Origin of the sequence: Streptomyces sp. BBFR25 (assembly GCF_044590125.1) — a bacterium.
Taxonomy (GTDB): Bacteria; Actinomycetota; Actinomycetes; order Streptomycetales; family Streptomycetaceae; genus Streptomyces; species Streptomyces canus_D.
In genome coordinates, this window is the sequence record NZ_CP172447.1 from 6426966 (window position 1) to 6450270 (window position 23305).

Below are 23305 nucleotides of genomic sequence, written 5' to 3' on the forward strand. Positions count from 1 at the left end.
GGCGCCCCACCCCCTACCCCGGTATCACCGCACGTTGGCTCCCGGGTATGACGCCCGGCCCATGGCCGTCCCCTCACTCTGCACTTCGCCGCCAGGCACCACCGAAACCGCGTCGGTGCCTTCCCAGAGGCGGCCCATGAAGTGAGGGACGTTCATGACCACAATCACGGCTCCACCGGTCTCCACCGGGAAGGCCGCTGTCGGGGCGCTCGGCTTACTGGCGCTGTCCACCGGTGCCCTGGAATCGGTGGTGTCACCGACCATCCCGCTCCTGGAACGCGAACTGGACATGAGCCAGTCCGAGGGGGCGCTGCTCAGCATCGTCCTCCTCATCACCGGCGCCCTCATCACCCCGTTGGCGGGCAAGTTCGGGGACCGCTACGGCGGGAAGAAGGTGCTGATCCGGCTGATGGCCGTGGTCTCGGTCGGCGGCACGGTGTCCGCGCTGGCGCCGAACCTGCCCGTGCTGCTGCTCGGTCAGGTGTTGCAGGGCGCGATGATCGGCGCGCTGCCCCTGTCGTTCATCGTGGTCCGCAAACACCTCCCCGCCGGTGAGTCCAAGGTGGCCATCGGCGTGGTGAGCGGACTCTTCGTCGGCGGGTCGATGGTCGGCATGCTGTCGGCCGGTCCGGTGGCGGAACAGCTCTCCCGGCACTGGATGTTCGCGCTGCCGACGATCGCGGTCGCCGGGTCCACCCTGCTCGTGAACAGGCTGATGCCCGGCGATCCGCCCGGCCGGACGGACGGCGCCGGGATCGACTGGCCCGGACTGCTGCTCCTGAGCGGGATGCTGACCACCCTCATGCTCGTCCTCGCGCTGGCGCCCGAAGTCGCTTCGCAGCCACTCGCCCTCGCCGCCCTCGTCGCGCTGCTGGCCGTCCTCGTCATCGGATGGGTGCGGGTCGAACGGCGCGCGGCCGCGCCGATGATCGACCTGCGCATGCTGGCCCGGCCCGCGATCTGGAAGGCGTGCGTGCTGACCTTCGTGATCTGCCTCGGCAGCACGATGGCGGTCTATCTGGTCCCGCAGCTGCTCGACGAGCGGGGCGACGGTTACGGATTTGGGGCCAGCGCCACCGAGATCGGCTTCTTCCTGCTGCCCGGCGCCCTCGCCGCGACGCTGGCCGGGCCGCTCGGCGGGATCGGAGACCGGCGCTTCGGCTCGCGTGCCGTGGTCACCACCGGTGTCGTCCTGATGACCGTCGGCCTGCTCGCCGTGGCGGCCCTCCACACCGAGGTCTGGCACATCGTCGTCGGCAAGGTGCTGATCGCGCTGGCCAACGGCCTGTGCGTCACGGCCATGATGACCAGCACCGCCACCGCCGTCGACCAGAACGACACCGGCATCGCCACCAGCCTGATCCTGGTGAGCCGTGTGCTCGGCTCCGCCGTCGGCGGGCAGCTCGGCGGTGCGCTCCTCACCGCAGGTACCCCTTCCGGGTCGGAGGTCGCGGCCGAATCGGCCTACGTCACCGGCTTCGTCCTGGCCGGCGTCGTCGTGTCGCTGGCCCTGTTCGTCACCCGCACCATGACCAAGGGAGTCAAGGCATGACCCGCACCGCACCCAGGCCCACCGTCCTGATCTCCGGGGCCAGCATCGCCGGTCCCGCCCTGGCCTTCTGGCTCAACCGCCACGGGTACGAGGTCACCGTGGTGGAGAAGGCCGGCACCCTTCGCAGCGGCGGCTACCCCATCGACGTACGCGGCGCCGCGCTCGACGTGGTGGAGAAGATGGGGCTCCTGCCGCGGCTGCGGGACGCGCACATCGACCTACGCCGCCTCACCTTCCTGCACGGGGACGGCAGCGAGGTGGCCTCGCTCCACCCGCACGCCGTCACCGGCGGTGCCACGGGCCGGGACCTGGAGGTACGGCGCGGCGACCTGACCGACGCGCTGTACACGGCCGTCCGGGACGACGTGGAGTTCCTCTTCAACGACTCCGTCGACACCCTCGACCAGTCCGAGCACGGCGTCGACGTCACCTTCCGCGGCGGCGGCAGTCGCCGGTTCGACCTGGTCTTCGGCGCGGACGGCATGCACTCGCGCACCCGGGAGATGCTGTTCGGCCCCGAGGAGCAGTTCCATCGCTATCTCGGCTACTGCTTCGCCGTGTTCCCCATGCGCAACACCCTCGGCCTCTCCCACGAGACCGTCATGTGGAACACCCCCGGGAGGGCGGCCGCCCTCTACGCCGTGGGGGACGAGGACGAGGTGCACGCCTTCCTCACCTTCGCCCGGCCCGAGCCGCCCTTCGACGCGTTCGGGGACCCGCAGGCCCAACGGGACCTGATCGTCCAGGTCTTCGCCGACGCCGGATGGGAGGTCCCGGCCATCCTGGCCGCCCTCCACGACGCGGACGACGTGTTCTTCGACGCGGTCGGCCAGATCCGCATGCCGCGCTGGTCCAAGGGCCGGGTCGCCCTGCTGGGCGACGCCGCGCACGCGCCCTCGTTCCTCACCGGCCAGGGCACCAGCCTCGCCCTCATCGGCGCGTACCACCTCGCCGGTGCCCTGGCCGACCGGGACCACGCCGAGGGCTTCGCCGCCTACGAGCACGCCACGCGGGACTTCGTGACCCTGACCCAGGACCGGATCGGCGAGGGCGGCGGCACCCTGTTCCCGACCACGGCCGGGGCCCTGGAGCAGCGCAACGAACGGCTGCGCGGCCTCAGCGCCCGAGGAATCCCGCCCACGCCTCGCGCGACACGCGGATGACGGGGCCGGTCACGGCCTTGGAGTCCCGGACGAGTACGGCTTGCGTGCCCGCGGCTATCTCGACGCACTGGCCGCCTTCGGTTCCGCTGTAGCTGCTCTTGACCCAGGCCACCTCGACGCAGTCGCCGCCCTCGGTTCCGCTGTAGCTGCTCTTGAACCAGATGAGGTCGGACATGACGGCCGAGGACTCAGCGGTGTTCATAGCTCTCCCAGCAACCTCTCGATGAACTCCAGGGACTCTCGTGGAGTGAGAGCCTGTGATCGGATGATCCCATAACGGGCGGCGGCCAGTGCCGCCTGTTCTGGGTCGGTCTGAAGGGTGCTGGTCGACTGCGCCTCGATGTACACGAACTTCTTGCCGTCCTTGCGCGTGACGATCGTGAACGGTCCGTTCACCCCGGCGTTGTCCTCGCAGTCTGTCGGCATCACCTGGATCTCGACGTTGCGCTTCTGACCCATGAGGAGCAGGTGTTCCAACTGCCCTTGCAACACGCCCCTGCCGCCGTATCGGTGCCGGAGTACCGACTCGTCCATGACGAAGCTCAGCAGTGGTGAGGGACGTCGGTCGAAGATGTCCTGCCGGGCCAACCGGGCGGCCACGCGTTGTTCGATGGTCTCGTGGTCCAGGACAGGGCGCCGCATGGCCAGCAGCGCTCGCATGTACTCCTCGGTCTGAAGCAAGCCCTTGACCACGAGGGCGTCGTAAGCGAGCAGCTCGATGGCCTCCTTCTCCAGCGTCGCCATCCCCTGGAAGAACACCGGATACTGCGCCCGCTCCACCTGCTCCTTCCACACCGTCAGCAACCCGCCCGCGTCCAGGACCTCGTCCGCCCGCTCGATGGTCCTGGGCGACGGGATCCGCCGCCCCTGCTCGTACGACGCGACCGTGGCCGCCGAATAGCCGATCCGCCGCCCGAACTCCTCGCGTTCCAGGCCCGCCCGCACCCGCAGCGTCTTCATCGTCTGGCCGAACGCGACGACCACCGTCTGCCCGGACGTGTCCGCACTCTCGCTCATCGGCACCGCCTCCCTGCCCCAACGCCGCCCCCGCGGGCCCGTCACGCCGCGCGACTCGTACCCGTACCGACACCGCGCGTACAGCGGGCCGCGTCGGTGCGTCACCTCTGGTCACGCTACGCGACCGGCGCCACGGTTGTCGGCATGACGAAGCAACCCGCCCTCGCGGACGGCGCCTTGGCGCGCTCCTTCGAGATGCGCTTCACCTCCACCCCGCGCGGCGCCCGCCTCGCGCGCCGACTGGCCGCGCACCGGCTGGACGCCTGGGGGCTCCCGTGCGGCGCCCGTCCACACGAGGAGATGGTGCTCGTGCTCGGCGAGTTGACCGCGAACGCCGTGCGGCACGGTCACGTCCCCGGCCGGGACTTCCACCTGCTCCTGCACATGACCGCGCCCTGCGGCACCGTGCGGATCGAGGTCACCGACAGCCGTGGCGAGAGCACGCCGCCGGAGCCGGAGGAGCTGCGTGCGCCCGGCGACGAGGAGACCGGCGGCCGGGGGCTGCTGCTGGTCGCCGCGCTCGCCGAGCGCTGGGGATGGCACCCGCGGTCCGGAGGGCCGGGCAAGACGGTGTGGGCGGAGTGCGCGTCAATCGGCCAAGACAGGCTTTAGGCCCGGTCGGAGCGCGTGCGCAGAAAGAGCGCGGCGACCGCGACTCCGAGGAGGACCAGGGCCGCGTTGACCGCGATGGCCGTCGTGACCCCGTGGTGGACGGCGCCGGCCGTGGTGGCGCCCGCGGTGCCGGCGGTGACCACGGCGGACATGACGGGCGTTCCCATGGTGATGCCGACCTGCTGGGACATCGAGGCCAGGCCGGTGGCCAGTCCCTGTTCCGCGTCCGGCAGCCCGCTGGTGGCCGTGACCATGAAGCCGACGATGACGAGCATGTTGCCGACCCCGCCGATGAAGGTGGCGGGCAGCAGCAGGGCGAGGGACGCCCCGGTGGTCGTGCCGAGGAAGAGCAGCGCCGCGGTGAAGGCCGCCTGGACGAGACCGCCCCCGACGAGCACGGTCGCGGTGGACGTCCTGGCGAGCAGGCGGGGGGCGAGCAGGCCGCCGACGACCGTGCCCGCGCCGAGGACGCCGAAGGAGACGCCCGCCGCCAGGGGGGAGAAGCCCAGGGTCTTCTGGAGGTACAGGGTGAGCAGATAGACCAGCGAGGTCTCGGTGAGGAAGGCGAGCAGGCCCAGCAGGTTGCCCCAGGCCACGTTGCGGCGTCGGAGCGTGGCGAGCGGGACCAGCGGAGCGGCCACTGTCCGCTCGATCAGGACGAACGCGGTCAGGAGGAGCACGCCTGCGGCCAGCCCGCCCAGTGCGTGCGGGTGGGTCCAGCCGTGCTCCCCGGCCTGGGTCATGCCGTAGACGAGACCGAGCAGACCGAGGGTGACGGTGAGCGCGCCGGGCAGGTCGAGGCGGGGGCGGGTGGCGGGCCGGGACTCCTTGATGACGGCCGGGCCGACGAGCACGACGGCGAGCGCGACGGGCACGTTGACGAAGAACGCCCAGCGCCAGGAGAGCAGGTCGGCCAGGACGCCGCCGAGGATCGCGCCGGTCGTGAAACCGGCCGACATCAGCGCACCGTTGATGCCGAGCGCCTTCTGCCGCAGCGGGCCTTCGGGGAACGAGGTCGTCAGCAGGGACAGACCCGCCGGGGTGGCGGCGGCGGTGGCCAGGCCCTGGGCGACCCGGGCGGCGAGCAGGACCTCGGGGCTGGTGGCGAGGCCGCCGAGCAGGGAGGCCAGGCCCAGCAGGGCGAGACTGCCGATGAAGATCCTCTTGCGGCCGATCAGGTCGCCGATGCGGCCGAAGAAGAGGGTGAAGCCCGCGGCCGACAGGGCGAACGAGGTGGCCACCCATTGCAGGTCGGCGAGGGAGAAACCGAGTCCGTCGCCGATCGCGGGCAGCGCGACGTTCAAGATCGAGAAGTCGACGGCCAGCATGAACTGGGCGACCAGCAGGACCGTGAGGACCAGTTTCGAACGGCCGGTCAGCCGCTGCGGACCGGTCCCGGCGGTGGGCGGCCCGGAGGCCGGGCCCGGACGTGCGGTCGACCGCGGCGCGTCTTCGGCGATGGACATGGCGTTCCTCTCGGAATCGTTAATGGGTCTGTGGTTCCGTTACGGCTCGGAAGGTAGCACGGTGAAGGCGGTAAGGGAACTACGGTTCCGATAAGGTGGGTCTCCGTTGTCGCGACCGACAAGAGGGAGCCGTCATGCCGGACACAGCCGCCCCCGGGACCCAGCGCCCCGGAGGCCGCACCGCCCGTATCCGCGAGGCCGTCCTCCGCGCGGCGGGCGACACGCTCGCCGCCGACGGCTTCGAGGCGCTGGACCTCGGGGAGATCGCGCGCCGCGCGGGTGTCGGCAAGACGACGGTCTACCGCCGCTGGGGGAGTCCCGGGGGCCTCGCCGCCGACCTCCTGGCCGACATGGCGGACCAGTCGCTGCCCCGTGCCGACACCGGCACGCTGGAGGAGGACCTCCGGGCCAACGCGCGCCTCGTCGTCAAGACGCTCACCGACCCGCGGCAAGGGCGCCTCTTCAAGGCCCTGATCGCGGCCTCCCTCTGCAACGAGCAGGCCGCCGAGGCCCTGCACCGCTTCTACGCCGTACGCGTCGACGAATGGGCCGGCTGCGTGCGCGACGCCGTCGCGCGGGGCGAAGTCCCGGACGGCACCGATCCGCACGGCGTCGTGGCGGCCGTCTCCGCCCCGCTCTACTACGCGCTGCTCAACACCGGTCGGCCCCTCACCGAGGCCGACGCCGACCGGGCGGCACGCGCGGTGGGCACCGCCGCGCGCGCGGGCGTGTGGGCGGCGGGGTGACCGACGAGTCCCCCGTGCGCGCGGAGATCAAGGTCAGGGCGTGATTTCCGCCTGGCGGGAAACCTGAGGCGGCATGGCGAGACTCGGAACACCACAGTCGGCGGACACCCCGGCGCTCAAGCGGGCCCTGACCACCCCGCTGCTGTACTTCTTCATCCTGGGCGACGTGCTCGGCGCGGGCGTCTACGTGCTGGTCGGCCAAGTGGCCGCCGACGCCGGGGGAGCGGTGTGGGTGCCGCTGGCCGTCGCGCTGCTGCTGGCGATGCTGACCGCCGCCTCCTACGCCGAGCTGGCCACGAAGTACCCGCGGGCGGGCGGCGCCTCCCACTACGCCACCCGCGCCTTCGGACCGTTCGCCGGGTTCGTCGCCGGTTTCTGCATGCTTGCCGCCGGCATCGTCTCGGTGGCCGCGCTGGCCCGCGGCTTCGGGGGCGACTACCTGTCCGCCTTCGTGACGCTGCCGGTCGGGCTCGTCGCCGTGCTGTTCCTCGCGCTGCTCGCCCTGGTCAACGCCCGCGGTATCAAGGAGTCCACCCGTGCCAACGTCGTCGCCACCGTCGTGGAGGTCGGCGGCCTCCTCGTCATCGTCGTCCTCGGCGCCTGGCTGCTGCTGCGCGGTGACGGCGACGTGGGCCGGCTCGGGCAGCTCGGCACGCCGGAGAAGGGTGCGGCGGCGGCCGTGCTGAGCGGCTCCGTACTGGCGTACTACTCCTTCGTCGGCTTCGAGACGTCGGTGAACGTCGCCGAGGAGACCCGCGACCCGCGGCGCTCCTACCCGCGTGCCCTGTTCGGGGCCCTCGCCACCGCGGGCGCCGTGTACGTGCTGGTGGGCCTCGCCGCGTCCGCCGCGGTGCCGACGGCCCGGCTGGCGGAGTCGAGCGGCCCGCTGCTCGAGGTCGTCGAGGAGGCCGGTGGCGTTCCGACCCGGCTGTTCAGCGCGATCGCCCTCGTCGCCGTGGCCAACGGGGCGCTGCTCACCGGCATCATGTCCTCCCGCCTGGCCTACGGGATGGCCCGGGACGGGCTGCTGCCCGCCGCGCTGAGCAGGGTGCTGCCCGGCCGCCGTACCCCGTGGGTCGCGATCGCCGCCACGACCCTGCTGGCGATGCTCCTCGCGCTCACCGGCAGTGTCGCCACCCTGGCGTCCACCTTGGTCCTGCTGCTGCTCGTCGTCTTCCTCATGGTCAACACGGCCGTACTCGTCCTGCGTCGCGACGCGGGCGAGGCGGACCACTTCCGCGCCCCGACCGTGCTCCCCGTCCTGGGCATCGCGTCCTGCGTCGCGCTCGCCACGCAGATCGAGGCCGAGGTGTGGCTGCGCGGCCTGCTGATCGTGGCCGTCGGGATGGTCCTGGCCGCGGTCGCGGCCGTACGGCGGAACAGGGCCGCGGACCCGGCCGGGCGGGGCTAGACCTTCTCGGTGCCCTCCTCGTCGCGCCCCGTGCCAGAATGGACGACCACGCTCAACCCCCCCGCATCGTCCCGCCCGAGGTTCCCGTGACCAAGTCCGTCGCCCGTGAGCCGCAGCGCCGCAACGCGCGGTCGAACCGGGCGCGCATCCTGGCCACCGCCCGGCGGGAGCTGGGGCGGAACCCGGACACCACCCTGGAGGAGCTGGCCCGTGCCGCCGGTGTCGTACGGCGTACCCTCTTCGGCCACTTCCCGGGGCGCGCGGCGCTCCTGGAGGCCCTCGCCGAGGAGGCGTCCGAGGTACTGCGGGCCGCGATGGCCGACGCGGCCGGGCCGGGCGAACCGGCCGACCGGGCGCTCGCGCACTTCACGCTGCTGATGTGGCCCGTGGGCGACCGCTACCGCATGCTGCTGGCGCTGGCCCGGCACGATCTGGGCATGGAGCGCGTGGCCCAGATCCTGGCCCCGGCCCGCGCCGAGGTCGCCGCCATCCTGGAGCGCGGCCAGCGGGACGGGGTCTTCCCCGCCCACCTGCCCCCCGCCGTGCTGAGCGCGGGACTCGAGGCGATGGTCGTGGCGCTGCTCGAGCAGGTCAACACCGGTGCCCTGGAGGACGACGGCACCCGGGCCGCCGCAGCCATCCTCATCGCGGCCGGGGTGCCGGAGCGGCCCGCGCGGACCGTGGTCGAGAGCGTGGGTCCGGCGGCGCTCGCGACGTCCGTCCCGGCCGAGTAGCCACCCCCCTCCGTTCAGTCGAGTAGCCACCCCCCGGTTCAGCCGAGTAGTCACTCCCCCGGATTCAGCAGGCGCCCCCCATTTGGCGGGCGCCTTATTTGCACGCCCGTGTGCAACAAACTACTCTGCTCTTGTCTGCTCATCTATGGGCAATTAACTTGCCGTCGCTTGTCTCCGGGAGCCTCCCCATGCCCCTACTGGCCACCACCCCCGTCGAGAAGATGCCCGGGCCCTACCCCCGGCGCTGGTGGGCTCTCCTGGTGCTCTGCCTGAGCCTGCTGATCGTCGTCATGGCCAACACGTCCCTGATCGTGGCCGCCCCGGACATGACCACCGACCTCGGCCTGAGCAGCAGCGACCTGCAGTGGGTCATCGACGGCTACACCGTCCCGTACGCCGCGCTGATGCTGGTGCTCGGCGCGATCGGCGACAAGTACAGCCGTCGCGGCGCCCTGGTCACCGGACTGGTGATCTTCGCGGGCGGTTCGGTGATGGGCAGCCTGGTCCACGAGACGGGGCTGGTCATCGCGGCCCGGGCGGTCATGGGCGTCGGCGCCGCCGTCGTCATGCCGGCCACGCTGTCCCTGCTGGTCGCGGTCTTCCCGAAGGGGGAGCGGGCCCGCGCCATCACGGCCTGGACCGCCACCTCCGGACTCGCCATCGCGGTCGGGCCGCTGGTCGCCGGCTGGCTCCTGGAGGACCACGCCTGGGGCTCGACCTTCCTGGTCAACGTCCCCGTCGCGGTCCTCGCCGTCGTCGGCGCGCTGGTCCTCGTACCGCCGTCCAGGGCGGCCGGCATGGGCCGCATCGACTACGTCGGCGGGCTGCTCTCCATCGTCTCCGTCGGCAGCCTGGTCTACGCGACCATCGAGGGCCCGCACTTCGGCTGGGGCGCGGGACCGGTCGCCGCGGCCGTCGTCGCCGGGGTCGGCCTGATCGCCTTCGTGGCCTGGGAGCTGCGCCACCCGCATCCCATGCTGGACGTGCGCAGGTTCCTGCTGCGGCCCTTCAGCGGCTCGATGCTCGCGGTGCTGTTCTTCTTCTTCGGCACCTACGGCGCCATCTACTACGCCACCCAGTTCCTGCAGTTCGTGCTCGGCTACGGCGCGCTGGAGACCGGCGTACGGCTGCTGCCGCTGGCCGGCGCCGTGTTCGTAGGCGCCGCGGTGACCGGGCGGCTCACCCCGCAGCTCGGCGTGCGGGCCATGGTCGGCTCCGGCATGGCCATCGGCACCGTCGGCGTCTTCCTGCTGGTCCTGATCGACCAGGGCTCCACCTACGCCGACTTCCTCGCCCCCATGCTGCTGCTCGGCCTCGCCATCGGCCTCAGCGTCTCCCCGGCCACCGACACCATCATGGGCTCCTTCCCGGAGAACGAACTGGGCGTCGGCGGCGGCGCCAACGACACCGCGCTGGAACTCGGCGGCTCCCTCGGCATCGCCGTCCTGGGCTCCCTGCTCGGCACCTCCTACCGGGACGAACTCTCCGGCCTGGTGGGCGACCGGCTCCCGGCCGCCGCGCTGGACACCGCCCAGGACTCGGTGGGCGGCGGACTGGCCGTCGCCGAGCGGCTCGCCACCGACCCGGCCGCCGGACCCCAGCAGGCGCAGGCCCTCGCCGACGCCGTGAACAAGGCCTTCGCCCACGGCGTCTCGACGACCAGCCTCGTCGGCGGCATCATCATGGCGGCCGGCACCCTGATCGTGCTCGCCGTCCTGCCCGGCCGTCGCGCCCGCCGGAAGGCCGAGGAGGAGGCGACGGAGAGCGCGGCTCAGGACCGGGAGGCCGAGCTGAGCCGCTCCCAGGGCTGAGCCGCCCCGTCACTCGGTCGGCGCGGCCAGCGCCGCCAGCTCCTCCGCCGTACGCGGACCGGCGGCGGAGTCGGGCAACAGCCCCCGTGCCCGCAGGAGTCCGGCCGCCGCGACGCCCCAGGGGAGCCGCAGCCCGGCCTGCCGCAGCAGGTCGGTGCGGGCCAGCGTCGGGGCGGTCGGGCCGGTGCGCACACCGTCCGGGGTGAGCAGGGCGGCGTCGTCGGACCAGCGCAGGGCGAGGTCGACGTCGTGGGTGGCCATCACCACGGTGGTGCCGCCCGCACGCAGTCCGTCCAGGGTGGCGAGCAGCCGTTCCTGCCCGTCCGGGTCGAGACCGGCGGTCGGTTCGTCGAGGATCAGCACCCGGGGCCGCATCGCGACCGCCCCGGCGATCGCGGTGCGCTTGCGCTGCCCGTACGACAGCAGGTGCGTGGGCCGGTCGGCCAGCGCCGCGATGTCCAGTGCGGCGAGCGCCTCCCCGACCCGCGACCTGACCTCCGCGTCGGACAGCCCCAGGTTCAGCGGACCGAAGGACACGTCCTGGCCGACCGAGGCCGCGAAGAGCTGGTCGTCCGGGTCCTGCACCACCAACTGCACCGTGGTCCGCAGCCGGGTCAGCCCCTTGCGGTCGTACGTCACCGGCTCCCCGCCGAGCGTCAACGTGCCCGCACGCGGCCGCAGTCCGCCGCTGAGCAGCCGCATCAGCGTCGTCTTGCCGCTGCCGTTGCGGCCGAGCAGCGCCAGCGCCCGCCCCTCGCACACCGCGAAGTCCAGGCCCGTCAGCACGTCCGGGCCCTCCTCGTACCCGAACGACGCGCCCCGCAGGGCCACCAGGGCCGGTTCCGCCGACCGCACCGGTCCGTTCACGACAGGGGTCCTTCCAGTACGAGGGTGAGGCCGGTCAGCCCCGCCAGCAGGGCAAGGCTCGCCGCCGTGAACGGCAGCGAGACGCGGGCCTCGGGCACCAGCACGCGCAGGGTGCCGTCGTAACCGCGCCCGGCGAGCCCCGACTGGAGCCGCGCCGCCCGGTCGAAGGCCCGCACGAACGCGGTGGCGCCGAGCCCGCCGAGGGAACGCCAGGCCGCCGCCCGGCTGGTGTGCCCGAGCCGCGCGGCCTGCGCCTCCCGGACGCGGCGCACCGAGTCCAGCAGCAGGAAACTCATCCGGTACGTCACCAGTGCCACGTCCACGACCGGCGCGGGCACCCCGGCCCGCACCAGGCGCGGCAACAGGTCGGACATCGGCGTGGTGAACGCGAACAGCAGCACCCCCAGCGAGGCCGCCGAGGTGCGCAGCAGCAGCCCGCCCGCGCGCGCCGCACCGCCGTCGGCCGCCGACAGGAACCCGTCCGGGCCGCCGACCTGCACGAGCAGCGGCAGCGCCCCCGTCACACAGAAGCCCAGCGGCACCCGGTACGCCCGCCACAGCCGGCGCCCAGGCACACCCGCCGGGCCGAGCAGCACCGTGAGCGCCGCCACCAGCACCAGCGCCGCACCCGGCCAGGGCGGCAGCGAGATCGCGAGCCCGGTGAGGCCGAGACCGAGCACGGCCTTGTCCACGGGATGGCGGCGCCGCCAGCGACTGGCGTGCGCCGCCGCGTCGATCGGCAGCACTCAGTCCCCTTCGGGGATGTCCCGCGGTACCGCCGTGGCCCTGGAAGCCGCCGACGCCCGCTCCTCGCCCTGCCGCCGTCCCCGGCGCAGCCCGAAGTAGTACGCCAGCACGCCCGCGCCGAGCGCGGCCTGCAGGGCGAACAGCGCCGACTCGACCTCCCCGGACGGCGGTTCGTACAGCGGGGAGAACCACGGCTCGTAGTCCGGTTCGATCTCGGTGATCGCCGTCTCCGCCTCCGCGTCGGCCCCGGCGAACGGCTCCTCCTTGTGGTCGCCGAGCCCCAGCACCAGCGGCAGCACCGCCAGCGCGGCCACGGCGAGCAGCAGCAGGGCGTTGATCCTCGCGTTGCGGCTCATCGGGCCACCGCCTCCCGCTTCCGCTCGCCGGTCCGGGTCAGCAGCACGCCCAGCCGGGTCAGTTCGCCCTTGCTGGACTGCACCAGCAGCCGCATCACGATCACCGTGAGCAGGCCCTCGCTCACCGCGAGCGGGATCTGGGTCACCGCGAAGATGGACCCGAACTTGCCGAGCGCGCCCGTGAATCCGCTGCTCGGGTCCGGGAAGGCCAGCGCCAGCTGCACGCTGGTCACGCAGTACGTGGACAGGTCGGCGACGAACGCCCCGAAGAACACGGTGACCATCAGCGGCACGTCGAAGCGGCGCAGCAGCCGGTAGACGCCGTACCCGGCCCAGGGGCCGGCGATCGCCATCGAGAAGACGTTGGCGCCGAGCGTGGTCAGCCCGCCGTGGGCGAGCAGCAGCGCCTGGAAGAGCAGGGTGATGGTGCCCAGGACCGCCATGATCGGCGGCCGGAACAGGATGGCACCCAGGCCGGTGCCGGTCGGGTGCGAGCAACTTCCGGTGACGGACGGCAGTTTCAGGGCCGAGAGAACGAACGTGAAGGCGCCGGAGGCGCCGAGGAGCAGCGTGCTCTCCGGATGCTCCCTGACCTCACGGGTGAGTGACCGGACTCCGTGGACGACGAACGGCGCGGACGCGACACCCCAGGCGATCGCGTGCGCCGGTGGCAGAAAGCCCTCGGCTATGTGCATGGCTCAGCAGACCCTCTCCAGCACCTCGTGGATGGACGACGCGCCTTGGCCGGTCTCCTGGCTTACGGGTACCACCGCCCGTGCTCCGCCTTCCCGGATCGCAAGCGATCCAGTGGCTGCCCGCGAGGGCCGGAGCCGGACTTCCCGATTCACAGTGGCGAGGGCCGCACCGGCATCACACCGGATTTCCCGTTCACCAAGGCGTGGCGACAGTAGTGCTCCCACGGGGGCGGGCACAAGCGGGCCTCGGTACTGCGGAAACGCCCGGTGCCGGGTGCGGGGGCCGCACCGCCGTCAGCGCGAGCGGCCCCGCTGGGGCCCCCGGACCACCCTGTCCCGCATCCGGGTGGTCAGCGCGGTGGCGGCGGCGGTGAGGAAGACGAAGCTGTACGTGATCTGCAGGACGGTCACCACCCGCGCGGCCTGGCCCCGCGGGGTGATGTCCCCGTACCCGACGGTGGCGAGCGTCACCACGGTGAAGTACAGCGCGTCGATCCTGGTGTGCAGGCCGTGGAACTCGCCCGGCGACTTGGCCAGCGCGTAGTACGTGGCGGAGAAGACGTGCACGGACAGGACGATCAGCAGGGAGATGACCACCCCGGGCCGGCTGTCCGGGTGGTCGAGGAGGACGTGCCGGATCTGCCGCAGCAGCAGCACGGCCACGACGGTCAGCAGTGCCGCGAACAGCGTCCAGCTCAGTGCCGGCCGCTGCGGCCCCAGGTGGTCGAGGGGGAGCAGGAAGTAGGCCACGACCACGGCGGCCGCGATCCCGGCCCGCACGAGCCAGGGCCGTACGGCGTCCCAGCCGACGCGGGGGCGCGGGCCCGAGGGCGCGGTCCGGCGGTCCCTCACCGTGCCGCTCCCGTTGTCGGCGCCCCGCCGGACGCCCGGTCCTCCCCCGGCTCCGTGCGCCGCACCAGCTGGGCGACGACGAACGCGACGACCGACGCCATGACGATCAGCGGCGTCTGGTCGTGGGCGTCGCGGCCCATCAGCAGCACCGCCAGGACCGAGCTGGCCAGCGGCAACCCGGTCACCGCGGCCGCCGCGGCGGCGATGCCGAGGGCGAGGGCCGGGGTCGCGCCGAAGCCGGGCAGCCCGGAGCAGGCCAGCGCCGTCGCCGCGCCCAGCAGGACGGCCGGGAAGATCGGGCCGCCGCGCAGCGCGCCCAGCGCGATGCCCCAGGCCAGCCCCTTGCACGCGACCAGCGCCACCAGCGCCCCCACCGACCAGGCGTGCGGGTGCGCGGCGAGCTGGGCGAGGGTGGCCTGGCCGGACAGCGCCGCCTCCGCCGGGGAGCGGCCGGTGATCAGCGCGTAGGCGGCGACACAGACGCCGACCGCCGTGGCGCAGGCGACGGTGCGCGCGGCCGTGTGACGCCGCGTCCAGGTGACGGTGCGGCGGCCCAGTTCGCGGCCCAGCGTGACGAGTACGGCGATCAGGGCGGCGACGGGCAGGCCCCACAGGAAGTCGCCCGCGTCCGGACCGGCCTGGGGCGGCAGGTCGGGCAGGGCCAGCGCGCCGATCTCGAGCCCCGTCCACCGACCGAAGCCGGTGAAGACCAGGGCACCCGTCGCGCTGGCCAGCAGACAGGGCAGCAGCAGCGCGACCAGCCGGGCGCCGGCCAGCCCCGCCCCCTCGATGAGCAGGACCGCCGCAGCGACCGGACCGCCGAGGATGGTGGAGATCGCGGCGGTGGAACCGGCCGTGGCGAGGATCGCGCCGGCCCGCTGGTCTCCGCCCGCGCCCGCCCGCCGCACCGCCAGCAGGGCGAGCCCGCTGCCGACGGCCATGAGCGGGGCCTCGGGACCCAGCACCACGCCGAGCGGCAGGGTGGCCAGCGCGGCCAGCACCGCGCCGGGCAGGGCGCGCGGGCCGACGGGCGCTCCGCCCAGGCCGTTCACCGGGAGGTGGCCGCCGCCGCCCGGCATCCGGGTCACGATCGGCGCCAGGAGCAGCCCGGCGAGCAGCAGCGCGGGCAGCGGCCACCACCAGGGCGGGGTGGCGTAACCGGCCGCCTCGGGCAGCGTGGTCCACACCCAGTGCTGCGCCTCGTGCTGGAGGCCGACGAAGAAGAAGCAGGCCAGCGCGATGGGCACGCCGAGCAGCACGCACAGCAGCAACAGCCGCCGGTAGCCCGGGCTGAGCAGGGTCTGCCGCAAGGACTCCTCGGCCCGGGCCGGGGCGGCGTTCGCCGGCGCGGTCACGGAAGCCGTCCGCGCGGTTCCCGCCGGGGCAGCGGTCCGCACCGGAACAGCGGTTCTCGCCGGGGCAGCGGCCGACTCGTCACACGCCCTCCTTCTCGCGCCCCGCGGTCCGTCGGTCACCGGGGGCCGCGGTGCCGCTCAGTTAACGCGAGGCCGCCGCCGCCCGCACGCGCACGCCCGGCCCGCGGTTCACCCGTACGGCGGACCCGCGTGGCCGCGGAGCACGGCCGCCCGCAGGCTCGAAACGACCTGTCGGTGCCGTCGGTGCCGGTGGGCAGCTGCCCCGTACGGGGGACACAGAAAGGACTCCGCTCATGAGCCAGCACGCCGAACCCACTCCCGGCAGGCAGCCGCGCGGCGGTGACGCCTCCTGGGCCCAGCGCCCGGGCGACCGCACCAGCGGCTGGGTGACGGGCGGTGTCGTCTTCGCGGGCGTACTGCTGCTGCTGAACGGCGCGCTCGCCGTCCTCCAGGGCATCGCGGCCATCGCCGAGGACGACGTGTACGCCCGTATCGGCACCTACGTCTACGAGATGAGCCTGACCGGCTGGGGCATCGTCCACGTCATCCTGGGCGCCCTCGTGCTCGTCACCGGGTACGGACTGCTCAAGGACATGGCGTGGGCGCGGGTGGCGGGCATCGTCATCGCCTCGCTGAGCCTGATCGCCCAGTTCCTGTTCCTGCCGTACGCGCCCGTCTGGTCCGTGATCATGATGGCGATCGACGTGTTCGTGATCTGGGCCCTGGCCAGCCGCCAGGACGCCCCGTCCCGAGCCTGAGACTCCACGCCCACGAAGGACGGTCACCCCCCCGCGCGGGGGGGGTGACCGTCCTTCGTGGGCGTGCTCAGCGGCGGCGCAGGCCCCGGGCCAGTGCCGTCGCCGCCGCAGCGGTGCCCACGGCGGCCGCCGCCGTGACCGCGAGGGCCAGGGCCCTCGCCCGGGGGCCGGGAGCGGCCGGACGGGCGCCCGGCGCGGTGCCGTAGGCGCTGCCCGGAGTACCCGGACCGGTCGCGGGGCCGGGTGGCAGGGCCGAGGCCAGCAGTTCCGCCAGGTGCACGCCCTCGTGGCCGCCGCTGTCGAACTCGTGGATCTGGGTGCGGCAGCTGAACCCGTCCGCGAGGACGACGGTCGACTCGTCCTCCTCCCGCAGCCGCGGCAGCAGCACCCGCTCCGCGCACGCCTCGCTGACGTCCAGGTGACCGCGCTCGAAGCCGAAGTTGCCGGCCAGCCCGCAGCAGCCGGAGTCCAGTCGCTCCGCGTCCACCCCGGCCCGGCGCAGCAGCTCCCGGTCGGCCTCCCAGCCGAGCACCGCGTGCTGGTGGCAGTGCACCTGGGCCAGCGCACGCGCCGACCGGTCGGGCACCCGCGGCGGCCGGTAACCGGGGGAGTGCTCGGTGAGCAGCTCCGACAGCGTCACCGTCTGCTCGGCCAGCCGCCGCACGTCCTGGTCGCCGGGGAACAGCTCCGCCGCGTCGGCCCGGAAGACGGCCGCACAGCTCGGCTCCAGCGCCACGACGAGGCCGCCCGACCGCACCTGGGGGGCCAGGGCGCGCACGGTGCGGGTGAGGACCTTCTCGGCCGTGCCCAGCTGCCCGGTGGAGATCCAGGTCAGCCCGCAGCACAGCGGCTCGTGCGGCAGCTCCACCCGCCACCCGGCGTGCTCCAGGACCCGTACCGCCGCCCGTCCGACGTGCGGGTGGAAGTGGTTGGTGAAGGTGTCCGGCCACAGCAGCACGGACCCGCGGTGCCCGTCGCCCTCCGGCTCGTGGTCCGCGAACCACTGCGCGAAGGTCCGCTCCGCGAACAGCGGCACCTCCCGGTCCGCCACCCCCGCCACCAGCACCGCGGCCTTCGACAGCAGCGGCGCGTGCGTGAGCGCGTTGACGACCGGCCCCAGCCGGGTGCGGCCCACCACCCGCGCGAGCGCGGGCAGCCAGCCCATCGACCAGTCCGAGCGCGGCCTGCGCCACGGCCGGCCCGCGTAGTGGTGGGAGAGGAACTCCGCCTTGTACGTGGCCATGTCCACGTCCGCCGGACAGTCCTTCTTGCAGCCCTTGCAGGCCAGGCACAGATCGAGGGCGTCCTTGACCTCCGCCGAGCGCCAGCCGTCCCGGATCGCGCCGTCCCCGTGCCCGTCGAGCATCTCGAACAACAGCCGGGCCCGGCCCCGCGTCGAGTGCTCCTCCTCCCGCGTCACCTGGTACGACGGGCACATCACCGTGCCGTCGCTGGTGTGCTGCCGGCACTTGCCGACCCCGACGCAGCGGTTGGCGGCCTGGGAGAACGAACCCCCGTCGTGCGGGAAGCGGAAGTGCAGGTCGCGCGGCTCGAACGGGGCCCAGTCACCGCCGAGCCGCAGGTTCTCGTCCAGTCCGTACGGCGCGACGACCTTCCCCGGGTTCATCCGGTCCAGCGGGTCGAAGACGGCCTTCAGCCGCCCGAACGCCTCGACGAGCCGGTCCCCGAACATCCGGGACAGCAACTCGCCCCGGCTCTGCCCGTCCCCGTGCTCGCCGGAGAGCGAGCCGCCGAACTCGACGACGAGGTCGGCCGCCCGCTCCATGAACCTCCGGTACGCCGCCACCCCGTCCGCGGTGTACAGGTCGAACGGGATCCGGGTGTGCACGCACCCCTGCCCGAAGTGGCCGTACAGGCTCGGGCCGGTGTCGCTCAGGTACCCGAACTCCTCGAACAGCGCGCGCAGCCGACGCAGGTAGTCGCCCAGTTTCTCCGGCGAGACCGCCGAGTCCTCCCAGCCCTCGAAGGTGTCGGGCCTGCCCGGGATGTGCGCGGTGGCGCCCAGCCCGGCCTCGCGCACCTGCCACAGGGCCTCCTCGTGCGAGGGGTCGTCCAGGAACGCGCAGTCGGCGTCGTGCGCGGAGCGGTGCACGGCCTCCAGCATCCGGTGCGCCCGCGCGCCGGCCTCCTCGACCGTGTCGCCGCCGAACTGCACCATCAGATAGGCGTCGCCCTCCGGCATTTGGGCCAGCGCCTTCGGGTTCAGGTGCTTGATCCGCTCGTCGCGGACCAGCCGGGCGTCGACGCCCTCCAGCGCGATCGGGTCGTGCGGCAGGATGTCGGGCACGGCGTCGGCGGCCTGGTCGATGGTGTCGAACCCCAGGACCAGCAGGGAGCGTTCCTTCACCACCGGTACCAGTTCCAGCTCCGCCCGCACCACCGTGACCAGCGTCGACTCGCTGCCGACCAGCAGACCGGCCACGTCGAAACCGTGCTCCGGCAGCAGGGAGTCCAGGTTGTAGCCGGAGACGCGGCGCGGAACGTCCGGGAACCGGCGGCGGATCTCGTCCCCGTAGGTGTCGCGCAGCGCCCGCAGCCGCCGGTAGACGGTAGCCCGCAGATCGCCCTGCCGCTCGATCTCGGCGTACTCCTCGTCGTCCGTCTTCCCGCACCAGAAGCGGGTGCCGTCGTAGAGCAGCACCTCCAGCCGGGCGATGTTGTCGACGACCTTGCCGTGCGCCTGCGCGGTGGCACCGCAGGAGTTGTTGCCGATCATGCCGCCGAGGGTGCAGTTGGCGTGGGTGGCGGGCTCGGGACCGTAGCGCAGCCCGTGCGGCGCGAGTTGCCGGTTCAGGTCGTCGAGCACGATCCCGGGCTGGACGACGCAGGTGCGGGCGCCGGGGTCCACCGACTCGATCCGGGTGCAGTACTTCGACCAGTCGAGGACCACGCCCGCGTTGGTGCACTGCCCGGCCAGACTCGTCCCGCCGCCGCGCGACAGCACGGGCGCACCGAACTCCCGCGCCACGGCCACCGCCTCGGCCCCGGCCTCCGGGGTGCGCGGGACGACCACGCCGAGGGGTGTCCGGCGGAAGTTCGACGCGTCCGTGGAGTAGGCGGCCCGGCTCCCGGCGTCGAAGCGGACCTCGCCGTCTACCCGCTCGCGCAGTGCCGCCCGGAGCGCGGCGGTGTCGACCGGCGGCGGTGCCCCCACGCGCGTGACGGGTTCGGGCAGATCCAGCACACCCATGGGCACTCCTTCGTGGGTCGGCGTACGTCCGTCGGCGCGACAGCGGCGTCCCGCGCGGGCGCGACGGCCGTCGCTGAGTACCCGGCCCGGTGCCCGACAATCACGGACACGGAGCGTCGCCAACCGTGTCGCTGTTGGGCCGAACGGGTGACTTGGCGTAAGAATTGGCTGGTGCAGGCAATGAAGGCGAGTGGAACGGGGGAGCCGGTGAACAGCCACGACGTCACCGATGAACAGTGGGAAGGGCTCGCCCAGGTCGTGCCGTTGCGCGGGCGCGACGCCTGGCCGTCGGCGGTCGGCCACCGGGCGATGCCCGAGGCGGAGACGGAGCGCCGTCGGCGTTTCGTCGTCCTCCGGGTCAATGTGTTCGCGGACGCCCGCGAGGTCGCCGAGACGCTGATGGCGGGGATCCCGGTGCTCCTGGACCTCACCAGTGCGGAGGGCGATGTCGCCAAGCGGGTCCTGGACTTCAGCACCGGCGTCGTCTTCGGTCTGGCCAGCGGGATGCACCGGGTGGACCGCAACGTCTTCCTGCTGACCCCGGCGGGCACCGAGGTGAACGGGCTGATGGAGAGCGCGGTGGGGGTCCCGGGAGTGTGACGGAGGCGGCCCCGGCCGCGCGGTCCCCCGATCGTAGGAAAGCCGTCCGGGCAAAACGGTTCGCCGTCCGGCGCGGTCCTACGGTCCGCATATGGCAGCGTCATCCGCGTCACCGGCGTCACCGGAGTCCGTCCCGCCGCTCCCCGGCCGCCCCCGCGTCACCCAGCTGCGGCTGTCCGCCTTCGCCGGGCACCGGCGCGCCGTGCTGCGGCTCGGGCCGCTCACCGTGCTCGCCGGGCCCAGCGGCAGCGGCAAGACCAGTGCGCTGAGGGCCTACGACGCCCTGGCCCGGCTCGGCGGCGGCGCGGTACTCGGCGCGGTGTTCCCGGACCCGGCCGCCTGCGTGCCCGAACGGGCCCGGCCCGACGCGCAGCGCCGCCGGGGCTTCCGCATCGGCTGCACGGCCGACGGGGCCGAGGGGCCGGTGCACCTGGACGTCGCCGTGCAGGCCGAGCCGGAGCTGCGCATCGTGGGGGAGCGGCTGACGGCGGACGGCGTGGTGCTCCTGGAGACGGCGCTGCGCGACCCCGGCCGCCGCGCCGTGCAGGCGGCCTGGCACACGGCCGGGTCGGCACCCGTGACCCGCGCCCCGCTGCCGGACGACCGGCTCGGCACCCCGCTGCTGCCGCTGCGGGTGGCCGGCAAGACGGACGGGCAGCGCAGGGTGCTCGCGGCGGCCGAGCAGATGGTGGTCGCCCTGCGCTCCGTCTTCGCCTGCGATCCGCGGCCGGGCCGGATGCGGGAGCCCGTGCCCACCGGCTCCGGACGCCTCCTCGGCGGCTGCGACAACCTCGCCGACGTGCTGTGGCGCACCCGCGCCGAGTGCGGCCGGCGGCACGCGCAGTTCGTCGCCGCGGTACGCGCCGGATGCCCGGGCCCCGTCGAGGACGTCCTGGCCGAACCGGTCGTCGGCGGCGTGGTCCGCGCGCTCCTCGACCGGGGCGACGGCCTGCGCACCGGCCTCGCCCGCCTGGGCTACGGCGAGCTGCGCTATCTCGCCCTGGCCCTCGTGCTGTTCACCGGGCCCGGGGTGCTGGAGGTCGACCCGGCCGGAGAGGTGCCCGCCGCGCTGCAGACCCTCACCGTCCTCGCCGACGGCTTCGACCGCGGCCTGGACGTGCGCCAGCGCGCCGAACTGCTCCGGCTGGCGGCGCGGATGTGCGACCGGGGGCACATCCGCTTCGTCGGCGCGGTCGCCGACGCGTCGTGGGTGGCGGGGGCGGCCGGGGAGGCGGGGGCCGACGGGGCGGGCGGCGTCACGGTGGTACACCTGAACCCGTGACCGATCATCCCCGCGACCTCGCGGCACTGCGGCGCAGGCTGGCCGAGTTCGCCGCCGCGCGCGACTGGCAGCCGTACCACACCCCCAAGAACCTGGCCGCCGCGCTGAGCGTCGAGGCTTCCGAACTCCTTGAGATCTTCCAGTGGCTGACGCCCGAGCAGTCGGCCCGCGTCATGACCGACCCGGACACCGCGCACCGGGTGCGGGACGAGGTCGCCGACGTGCTGGCGTACCTCCTCCAGTTCTGCGAGGTGCTCGGCGTCGACCCGCTGGCCGCGCTGGAGGCGAAGATCGAGCGCAACGAGTCCCGGTTCCCCGTGGCGGGCGCGCCGGAAGACTGAACCCGGGGGAGCCAACCGCTCCGTTATCACTCTCCGCAGTCAAAATCCGGCCAGAAATCAATATCGTGTCCGAAGATTTCCGCCTTCCTCTGGCTTTTCGCCCCACACACCTTCACTCTGGGTAGTGAACAACGGAGTTCGGGCGGACGCGCCGCGAGCGCGTCGGAACAGACGGGGGCAGCGCATGGACGCTGTGCGGCTCATCGTGACGAGTGGGCGTGCCCTGGCCGCCGGTGGCGAGGTGCCCAAGATCCTGACGGAGGTGTGGCAGGTGCAGGCCCTGGCCCAGGCGATCGGCAGCCGGCTGGCGGTCCACGGCCCGCCCGAACTGCGCGGCGAGGCCATCGGCTTGACCGAGCTGGCGGGCCGCGGCTGCGGAGTGCTGCGCACCCCGGAGCTGGCCCCGGGTGAGCTGCGCGCCGCCCAGCTCACCGAACTGGGCGACGCCCGGCAGGCCCTGATGCGCCTGGGCACCCTGCTCGGCGAGACCGGCATCGCGCTGGTGGGCGCGGCCTGCGCCGCGGACGACGAGGCGACGTACTGGCAGTGCATGGAGGCCATCGACGCGGCCGACGAGTCACGGGACCGGGTCCTGGAGATGCTGCGCAAACTGGCGGACCGCGACGCGCACTTACCGGCGCGGGAGGCGGGCTAGGACCCGCTTCCCGCGCGCCGCGACGGCGCCTGTGCCGGACACCCGTGCCGAGCAGGCAGGATGGGAGACATGGATCTCCGTATCTTCACCGAGCCCCAGCAGGGGGCCACCTACGACACCTTGCTCACCGTGGCCAAGGCCACCGAGGACCTCGGCTTCGACGCCTTCTTCCGCAGCGACCACTACCTCCGCATGGGCGCCTCGGACGGCCTCCCCGGCCCCACCGACGCCTGGATCACCCTGGCCGGTCTCGCCCGGGAGACGAAGCGCATCCGGCTCGGCACCCTCATGACCGCGGGCACCTTCCGGCTGCCCGGCGTCCTCGCCATCCAGGTCGCCCAGGTCGACCAGATGTCGGGCGGCCGCATCGAGCTGGGCCTGGGCGCCGGCTGGTTCGAGGAGGAGCACAAGGCGTACGGCATCCCCTTCCCGAAGGAGAAGATCGGCCGCCTGGAGGAGCAGCTGGCGATCGTCACCGGCCTGTGGGCCACCGAGACCGGCAAGACCTTCGACTTCCACGGCAGGTTCTACGACCTCACCGACTCGCCCGCGCTGCCCAAGCCCGCGCAGGCCAAGGTGCCCGTGCTCATCGGCGGCCACGGCGCCACCCGCACCCCGCGGCTGGCCGGTCAGTACGCCGACGAGTTCAACATGCCGTTCGCCTCGATCGAGGACACCCAGCGCCAGTTCGGCCGGGTGCGGGCCGCCGCCGAGGCGGCCGGCCGCCCGGCGGACGCCCTCACCTACTCCAACGCCCTCGTCGCCTGCGTCGGCAAGGACGACGCCGAGGTCGCCCGGCGCGCCGCCGTCATCGGCCGCGAGGTCGAGGAGCTGAAGGCCAACGGCCTCGCGGGCTCCCCGGCCGAGGTCGTCGAGAAGATCGGCCGCTACGCCGAGGCCGGCGCCCAGCGGATCTACCTCCAGATCCTCGACCTCGACGACCTGGACCACCTGGAGCTGATCTCCTCCCAGGTCCAGTCGCAACTGGCCTGAGACCGCCCGCCCCTCGCACGGCCGGATAACCGAAGGCGCCGGTCACCCGCCCTGTGCGAT

The 23305-nt window shown here is 73.4% G+C and carries 23 protein-coding genes and 1 riboswitch; of the genes, 13 read left to right on the forward strand and 10 right to left on the reverse strand.

All coding sequences use genetic code 11. The annotated features are described in order from the left end of the window. Positions 1–154: 154 nt before the first annotated feature. The gene (locus ACGH52_RS29330) at positions 155–1552 is read left to right on the forward strand and encodes an MFS transporter (RefSeq protein ID WP_210974530.1); all 1398 of its coding nucleotides are present in this window, start codon (positions 155–157) and stop codon (positions 1550–1552) included. Next, entirely contained in the window at positions 1549–2715 is a 1167-nt protein-coding gene (locus ACGH52_RS29335; RefSeq protein WP_399943620.1) for an FAD-dependent monooxygenase, read from the forward strand. The genes ACGH52_RS29330 and ACGH52_RS29335 overlap by 4 nt, the downstream gene beginning before the upstream one ends. On the opposite strand, the gene ACGH52_RS29340 is transcribed toward ACGH52_RS29335, so the two are convergent. After that, entirely contained in the window at positions 2669–2917 is a 249-nt protein-coding gene (locus ACGH52_RS29340) for a DUF397 domain-containing protein (RefSeq protein ID WP_399943623.1), read from the reverse strand. The genes ACGH52_RS29335 and ACGH52_RS29340 overlap by 47 nt on opposite strands. Continuing rightward, positions 2914–3732: a helix-turn-helix transcriptional regulator gene (locus tag ACGH52_RS29345; RefSeq protein ID WP_079032788.1), complete on the reverse strand. Its 819-nt coding sequence runs from the start codon at positions 3730–3732 to the stop codon at positions 2914–2916. Before ACGH52_RS29345 ends, ACGH52_RS29340 begins: the two co-directional genes overlap by 4 nt. A 144-nt stretch (positions 3733–3876) precedes the next feature. Between ACGH52_RS29345 and ACGH52_RS29350 the strand changes: the two genes are divergently transcribed. Further along, positions 3877–4344: an ATP-binding protein gene (locus ACGH52_RS29350; RefSeq protein WP_399943626.1), complete on the forward strand. Its 468-nt coding sequence runs from the start codon at positions 3877–3879 to the stop codon at positions 4342–4344. On the opposite strand, the gene ACGH52_RS29355 is transcribed toward ACGH52_RS29350, so the two are convergent. Further along, positions 4341–5810, reverse strand: a complete 1470-nt coding sequence (locus ACGH52_RS29355; RefSeq protein WP_399943629.1) for an MFS transporter — start codon at positions 5808–5810, stop codon at positions 4341–4343. The genes ACGH52_RS29350 and ACGH52_RS29355 overlap by 4 nt on opposite strands. 134 nt (positions 5811–5944) lie before the next feature. Here ACGH52_RS29355 and ACGH52_RS29360 point away from each other — a divergent pair, with 134 nt between their 5' ends. The 4 genes from ACGH52_RS29360 (at position 5945) to ACGH52_RS29375 (ending at position 10512) form a co-directional block, all read left to right on the forward strand. Then, entirely contained in the window at positions 5945–6556 is a 612-nt protein-coding gene (locus tag ACGH52_RS29360; RefSeq protein WP_059298120.1) for a TetR/AcrR family transcriptional regulator, read from the forward strand. Positions 6557–6629: 73 nt separating this feature from the next. Further along, positions 6630–7967 (forward strand): APC family permease, encoded by a 1338-nt coding sequence (locus tag ACGH52_RS29365; protein ID WP_399943632.1) that lies wholly within the window; start codon positions 6630–6632, stop codon positions 7965–7967. A gap of 86 nt (positions 7968–8053) precedes the next feature. Next, positions 8054–8701: a TetR/AcrR family transcriptional regulator gene (locus ACGH52_RS29370; protein ID WP_210974535.1), complete on the forward strand. Its 648-nt coding sequence runs from the start codon at positions 8054–8056 to the stop codon at positions 8699–8701. Positions 8702–8889: 188 nt separating this feature from the next. Next, positions 8890–10512 (forward strand): MFS transporter, encoded by a 1623-nt coding sequence (locus ACGH52_RS29375; protein ID WP_059298123.1) that lies wholly within the window; start codon positions 8890–8892, stop codon positions 10510–10512. A gap of 9 nt (positions 10513–10521) precedes the next feature. Here the strand turns inward: ACGH52_RS29375 and ACGH52_RS29380 are convergent, their stop codons facing one another. The 6 genes from ACGH52_RS29380 to ACGH52_RS29405 form a co-directional block, all read right to left on the reverse strand. Next, positions 10522–11379: an ATP-binding cassette domain-containing protein gene (locus ACGH52_RS29380; protein ID WP_076976752.1), complete on the reverse strand. Its 858-nt coding sequence runs from the start codon at positions 11377–11379 to the stop codon at positions 10522–10524. Further along, on the reverse strand, positions 11376–12125 hold the full coding sequence (cbiQ, locus tag ACGH52_RS29385) for a cobalt ECF transporter T component CbiQ (protein WP_059298127.1): 750 nt from the start codon (positions 12123–12125) through the stop codon (positions 11376–11378). Before cbiQ ends, ACGH52_RS29380 begins: the two co-directional genes overlap by 4 nt. Continuing rightward, positions 12126–12482 (reverse strand): energy-coupling factor ABC transporter substrate-binding protein, encoded by a 357-nt coding sequence (locus tag ACGH52_RS29390; RefSeq protein WP_059298128.1) that lies wholly within the window; start codon positions 12480–12482, stop codon positions 12126–12128. After that, on the reverse strand, positions 12479–13177 hold the full coding sequence (locus ACGH52_RS29395; RefSeq protein WP_399943639.1) for an energy-coupling factor ABC transporter permease: 699 nt from the start codon (positions 13175–13177) through the stop codon (positions 12479–12481). Before ACGH52_RS29395 ends, ACGH52_RS29390 begins: the two co-directional genes overlap by 4 nt. 29 nt (positions 13178–13206) lie before the next feature. Continuing rightward, a riboswitch (cobalamin riboswitch) is annotated at positions 13207–13393 on the reverse strand. A 78-nt stretch (positions 13394–13471) separates the two neighbouring features. Further along, positions 13472–14029, reverse strand: coding sequence for a potassium channel family protein (locus ACGH52_RS29400; RefSeq protein ID WP_308293457.1), 558 nt, complete (start codon positions 14027–14029; stop codon positions 13472–13474). Then, the gene (locus ACGH52_RS29405; protein ID WP_210974540.1) at positions 14026–15384 is read right to left on the reverse strand and encodes a chloride channel protein; all 1359 of its coding nucleotides are present in this window, start codon (positions 15382–15384) and stop codon (positions 14026–14028) included. Before ACGH52_RS29405 ends, ACGH52_RS29400 begins: the two co-directional genes overlap by 4 nt. 314 nt (positions 15385–15698) lie before the next feature. Here ACGH52_RS29405 and ACGH52_RS29410 point away from each other — a divergent pair, with 314 nt between their 5' ends. After that, positions 15699–16163 carry a hypothetical protein gene (locus ACGH52_RS29410; RefSeq protein ID WP_210974541.1) on the forward strand — a complete coding sequence of 155 codons (465 nt, stop codon included), beginning with the start codon at positions 15699–15701 and terminating at the stop codon, positions 16161–16163. A gap of 67 nt (positions 16164–16230) precedes the next feature. On the opposite strand, the gene ACGH52_RS29415 is transcribed toward ACGH52_RS29410, so the two are convergent. After that, positions 16231–19374, reverse strand: coding sequence for an FAD-binding and (Fe-S)-binding domain-containing protein (locus tag ACGH52_RS29415; protein ID WP_399943644.1), 3144 nt, complete (start codon positions 19372–19374; stop codon positions 16231–16233). A 180-nt stretch (positions 19375–19554) separates the two neighbouring features. Between ACGH52_RS29415 and ACGH52_RS29420 the strand changes: the two genes are divergently transcribed. The 5 genes from ACGH52_RS29420 to ACGH52_RS29440 all read left to right on the forward strand — a co-directional run bounded on the left by ACGH52_RS29420 (position 19555) and on the right by ACGH52_RS29440 (position 23245). Beyond that, on the forward strand, positions 19555–19974 hold the full coding sequence (locus tag ACGH52_RS29420; protein WP_076976759.1) for a cell division protein SepF: 420 nt from the start codon (positions 19555–19557) through the stop codon (positions 19972–19974). A gap of 91 nt (positions 19975–20065) precedes the next feature. Beyond that, positions 20066–21256 carry an AAA family ATPase gene (locus ACGH52_RS29425; RefSeq protein WP_399943647.1) on the forward strand — a complete coding sequence of 397 codons (1191 nt, stop codon included), beginning with the start codon at positions 20066–20068 and terminating at the stop codon, positions 21254–21256. After that, positions 21253–21597: a nucleotide pyrophosphohydrolase gene (locus ACGH52_RS29430; RefSeq protein WP_059298140.1), complete on the forward strand. Its 345-nt coding sequence runs from the start codon at positions 21253–21255 to the stop codon at positions 21595–21597. The genes ACGH52_RS29425 and ACGH52_RS29430 overlap by 4 nt, the downstream gene beginning before the upstream one ends. A 184-nt stretch (positions 21598–21781) precedes the next feature. Next, positions 21782–22252: a DUF6099 family protein gene (locus ACGH52_RS29435; protein ID WP_059298142.1), complete on the forward strand. Its 471-nt coding sequence runs from the start codon at positions 21782–21784 to the stop codon at positions 22250–22252. Positions 22253–22321: 69 nt separating this feature from the next. After that, positions 22322–23245, forward strand: a complete 924-nt coding sequence (locus ACGH52_RS29440; protein ID WP_059298144.1) for an LLM class F420-dependent oxidoreductase — start codon at positions 22322–22324, stop codon at positions 23243–23245. The last annotated feature ends 60 nt before the right edge of the window (positions 23246–23305 follow it).

Bases quoted from the DNA above. Each gene is read 5' to 3' on its own strand.
- ACGH52_RS29330 (WP_210974530.1), top strand. From the start codon at position 155: ATGACCACAATCACGGCTCCACCGGTCTCCACCGGGAAGGCCGCTGTC.
- ACGH52_RS29365 (WP_399943632.1), top strand. From the start codon at position 6,630: ATGGCGAGACTCGGAACACCACAGTCGGCGGACACCCCGGCGCTCAAG.
- ACGH52_RS29435 (WP_059298142.1), top strand. From the start codon at position 21,782: ATGGACGCTGTGCGGCTCATCGTGACGAGTGGGCGTGCCCTGGCCGCC.
- ACGH52_RS29395 (WP_399943639.1), bottom strand. From the start codon at position 13,177: ATGCACATAGCCGAGGGCTTTCTGCCACCGGCGCACGCGATCGCCTGG.
- ACGH52_RS29360 (WP_059298120.1), top strand. From the start codon at position 5,945: ATGCCGGACACAGCCGCCCCCGGGACCCAGCGCCCCGGAGGCCGCACC.
- ACGH52_RS29340 (WP_399943623.1), bottom strand. From the start codon at position 2,917: ATGAACACCGCTGAGTCCTCGGCCGTCATGTCCGACCTCATCTGGTTC.
- ACGH52_RS29375 (WP_059298123.1), top strand. From the start codon at position 8,890: ATGCCCCTACTGGCCACCACCCCCGTCGAGAAGATGCCCGGGCCCTAC.
- ACGH52_RS29410 (WP_210974541.1), top strand. From the start codon at position 15,699: ATGAGCCAGCACGCCGAACCCACTCCCGGCAGGCAGCCGCGCGGCGGT.
- ACGH52_RS29345 (WP_079032788.1), bottom strand. From the start codon at position 3,732: ATGAGCGAGAGTGCGGACACGTCCGGGCAGACGGTGGTCGTCGCGTTC.
- ACGH52_RS29440 (WP_059298144.1), top strand. From the start codon at position 22,322: ATGGATCTCCGTATCTTCACCGAGCCCCAGCAGGGGGCCACCTACGAC.
- ACGH52_RS29350 (WP_399943626.1), top strand. From the start codon at position 3,877: ATGACGAAGCAACCCGCCCTCGCGGACGGCGCCTTGGCGCGCTCCTTC.
- ACGH52_RS29425 (WP_399943647.1), top strand. From the start codon at position 20,066: ATGGCAGCGTCATCCGCGTCACCGGCGTCACCGGAGTCCGTCCCGCCG.
- ACGH52_RS29390 (WP_059298128.1), bottom strand. From the start codon at position 12,482: ATGAGCCGCAACGCGAGGATCAACGCCCTGCTGCTGCTCGCCGTGGCC.
- ACGH52_RS29335 (WP_399943620.1), top strand. From the start codon at position 1,549: ATGACCCGCACCGCACCCAGGCCCACCGTCCTGATCTCCGGGGCCAGC.
- ACGH52_RS29355 (WP_399943629.1), bottom strand. From the start codon at position 5,810: ATGTCCATCGCCGAAGACGCGCCGCGGTCGACCGCACGTCCGGGCCCG.
- ACGH52_RS29420 (WP_076976759.1), top strand. From the start codon at position 19,555: ATGAAGGCGAGTGGAACGGGGGAGCCGGTGAACAGCCACGACGTCACC.
- ACGH52_RS29415 (WP_399943644.1), bottom strand. From the start codon at position 19,374: ATGGGTGTGCTGGATCTGCCCGAACCCGTCACGCGCGTGGGGGCACCG.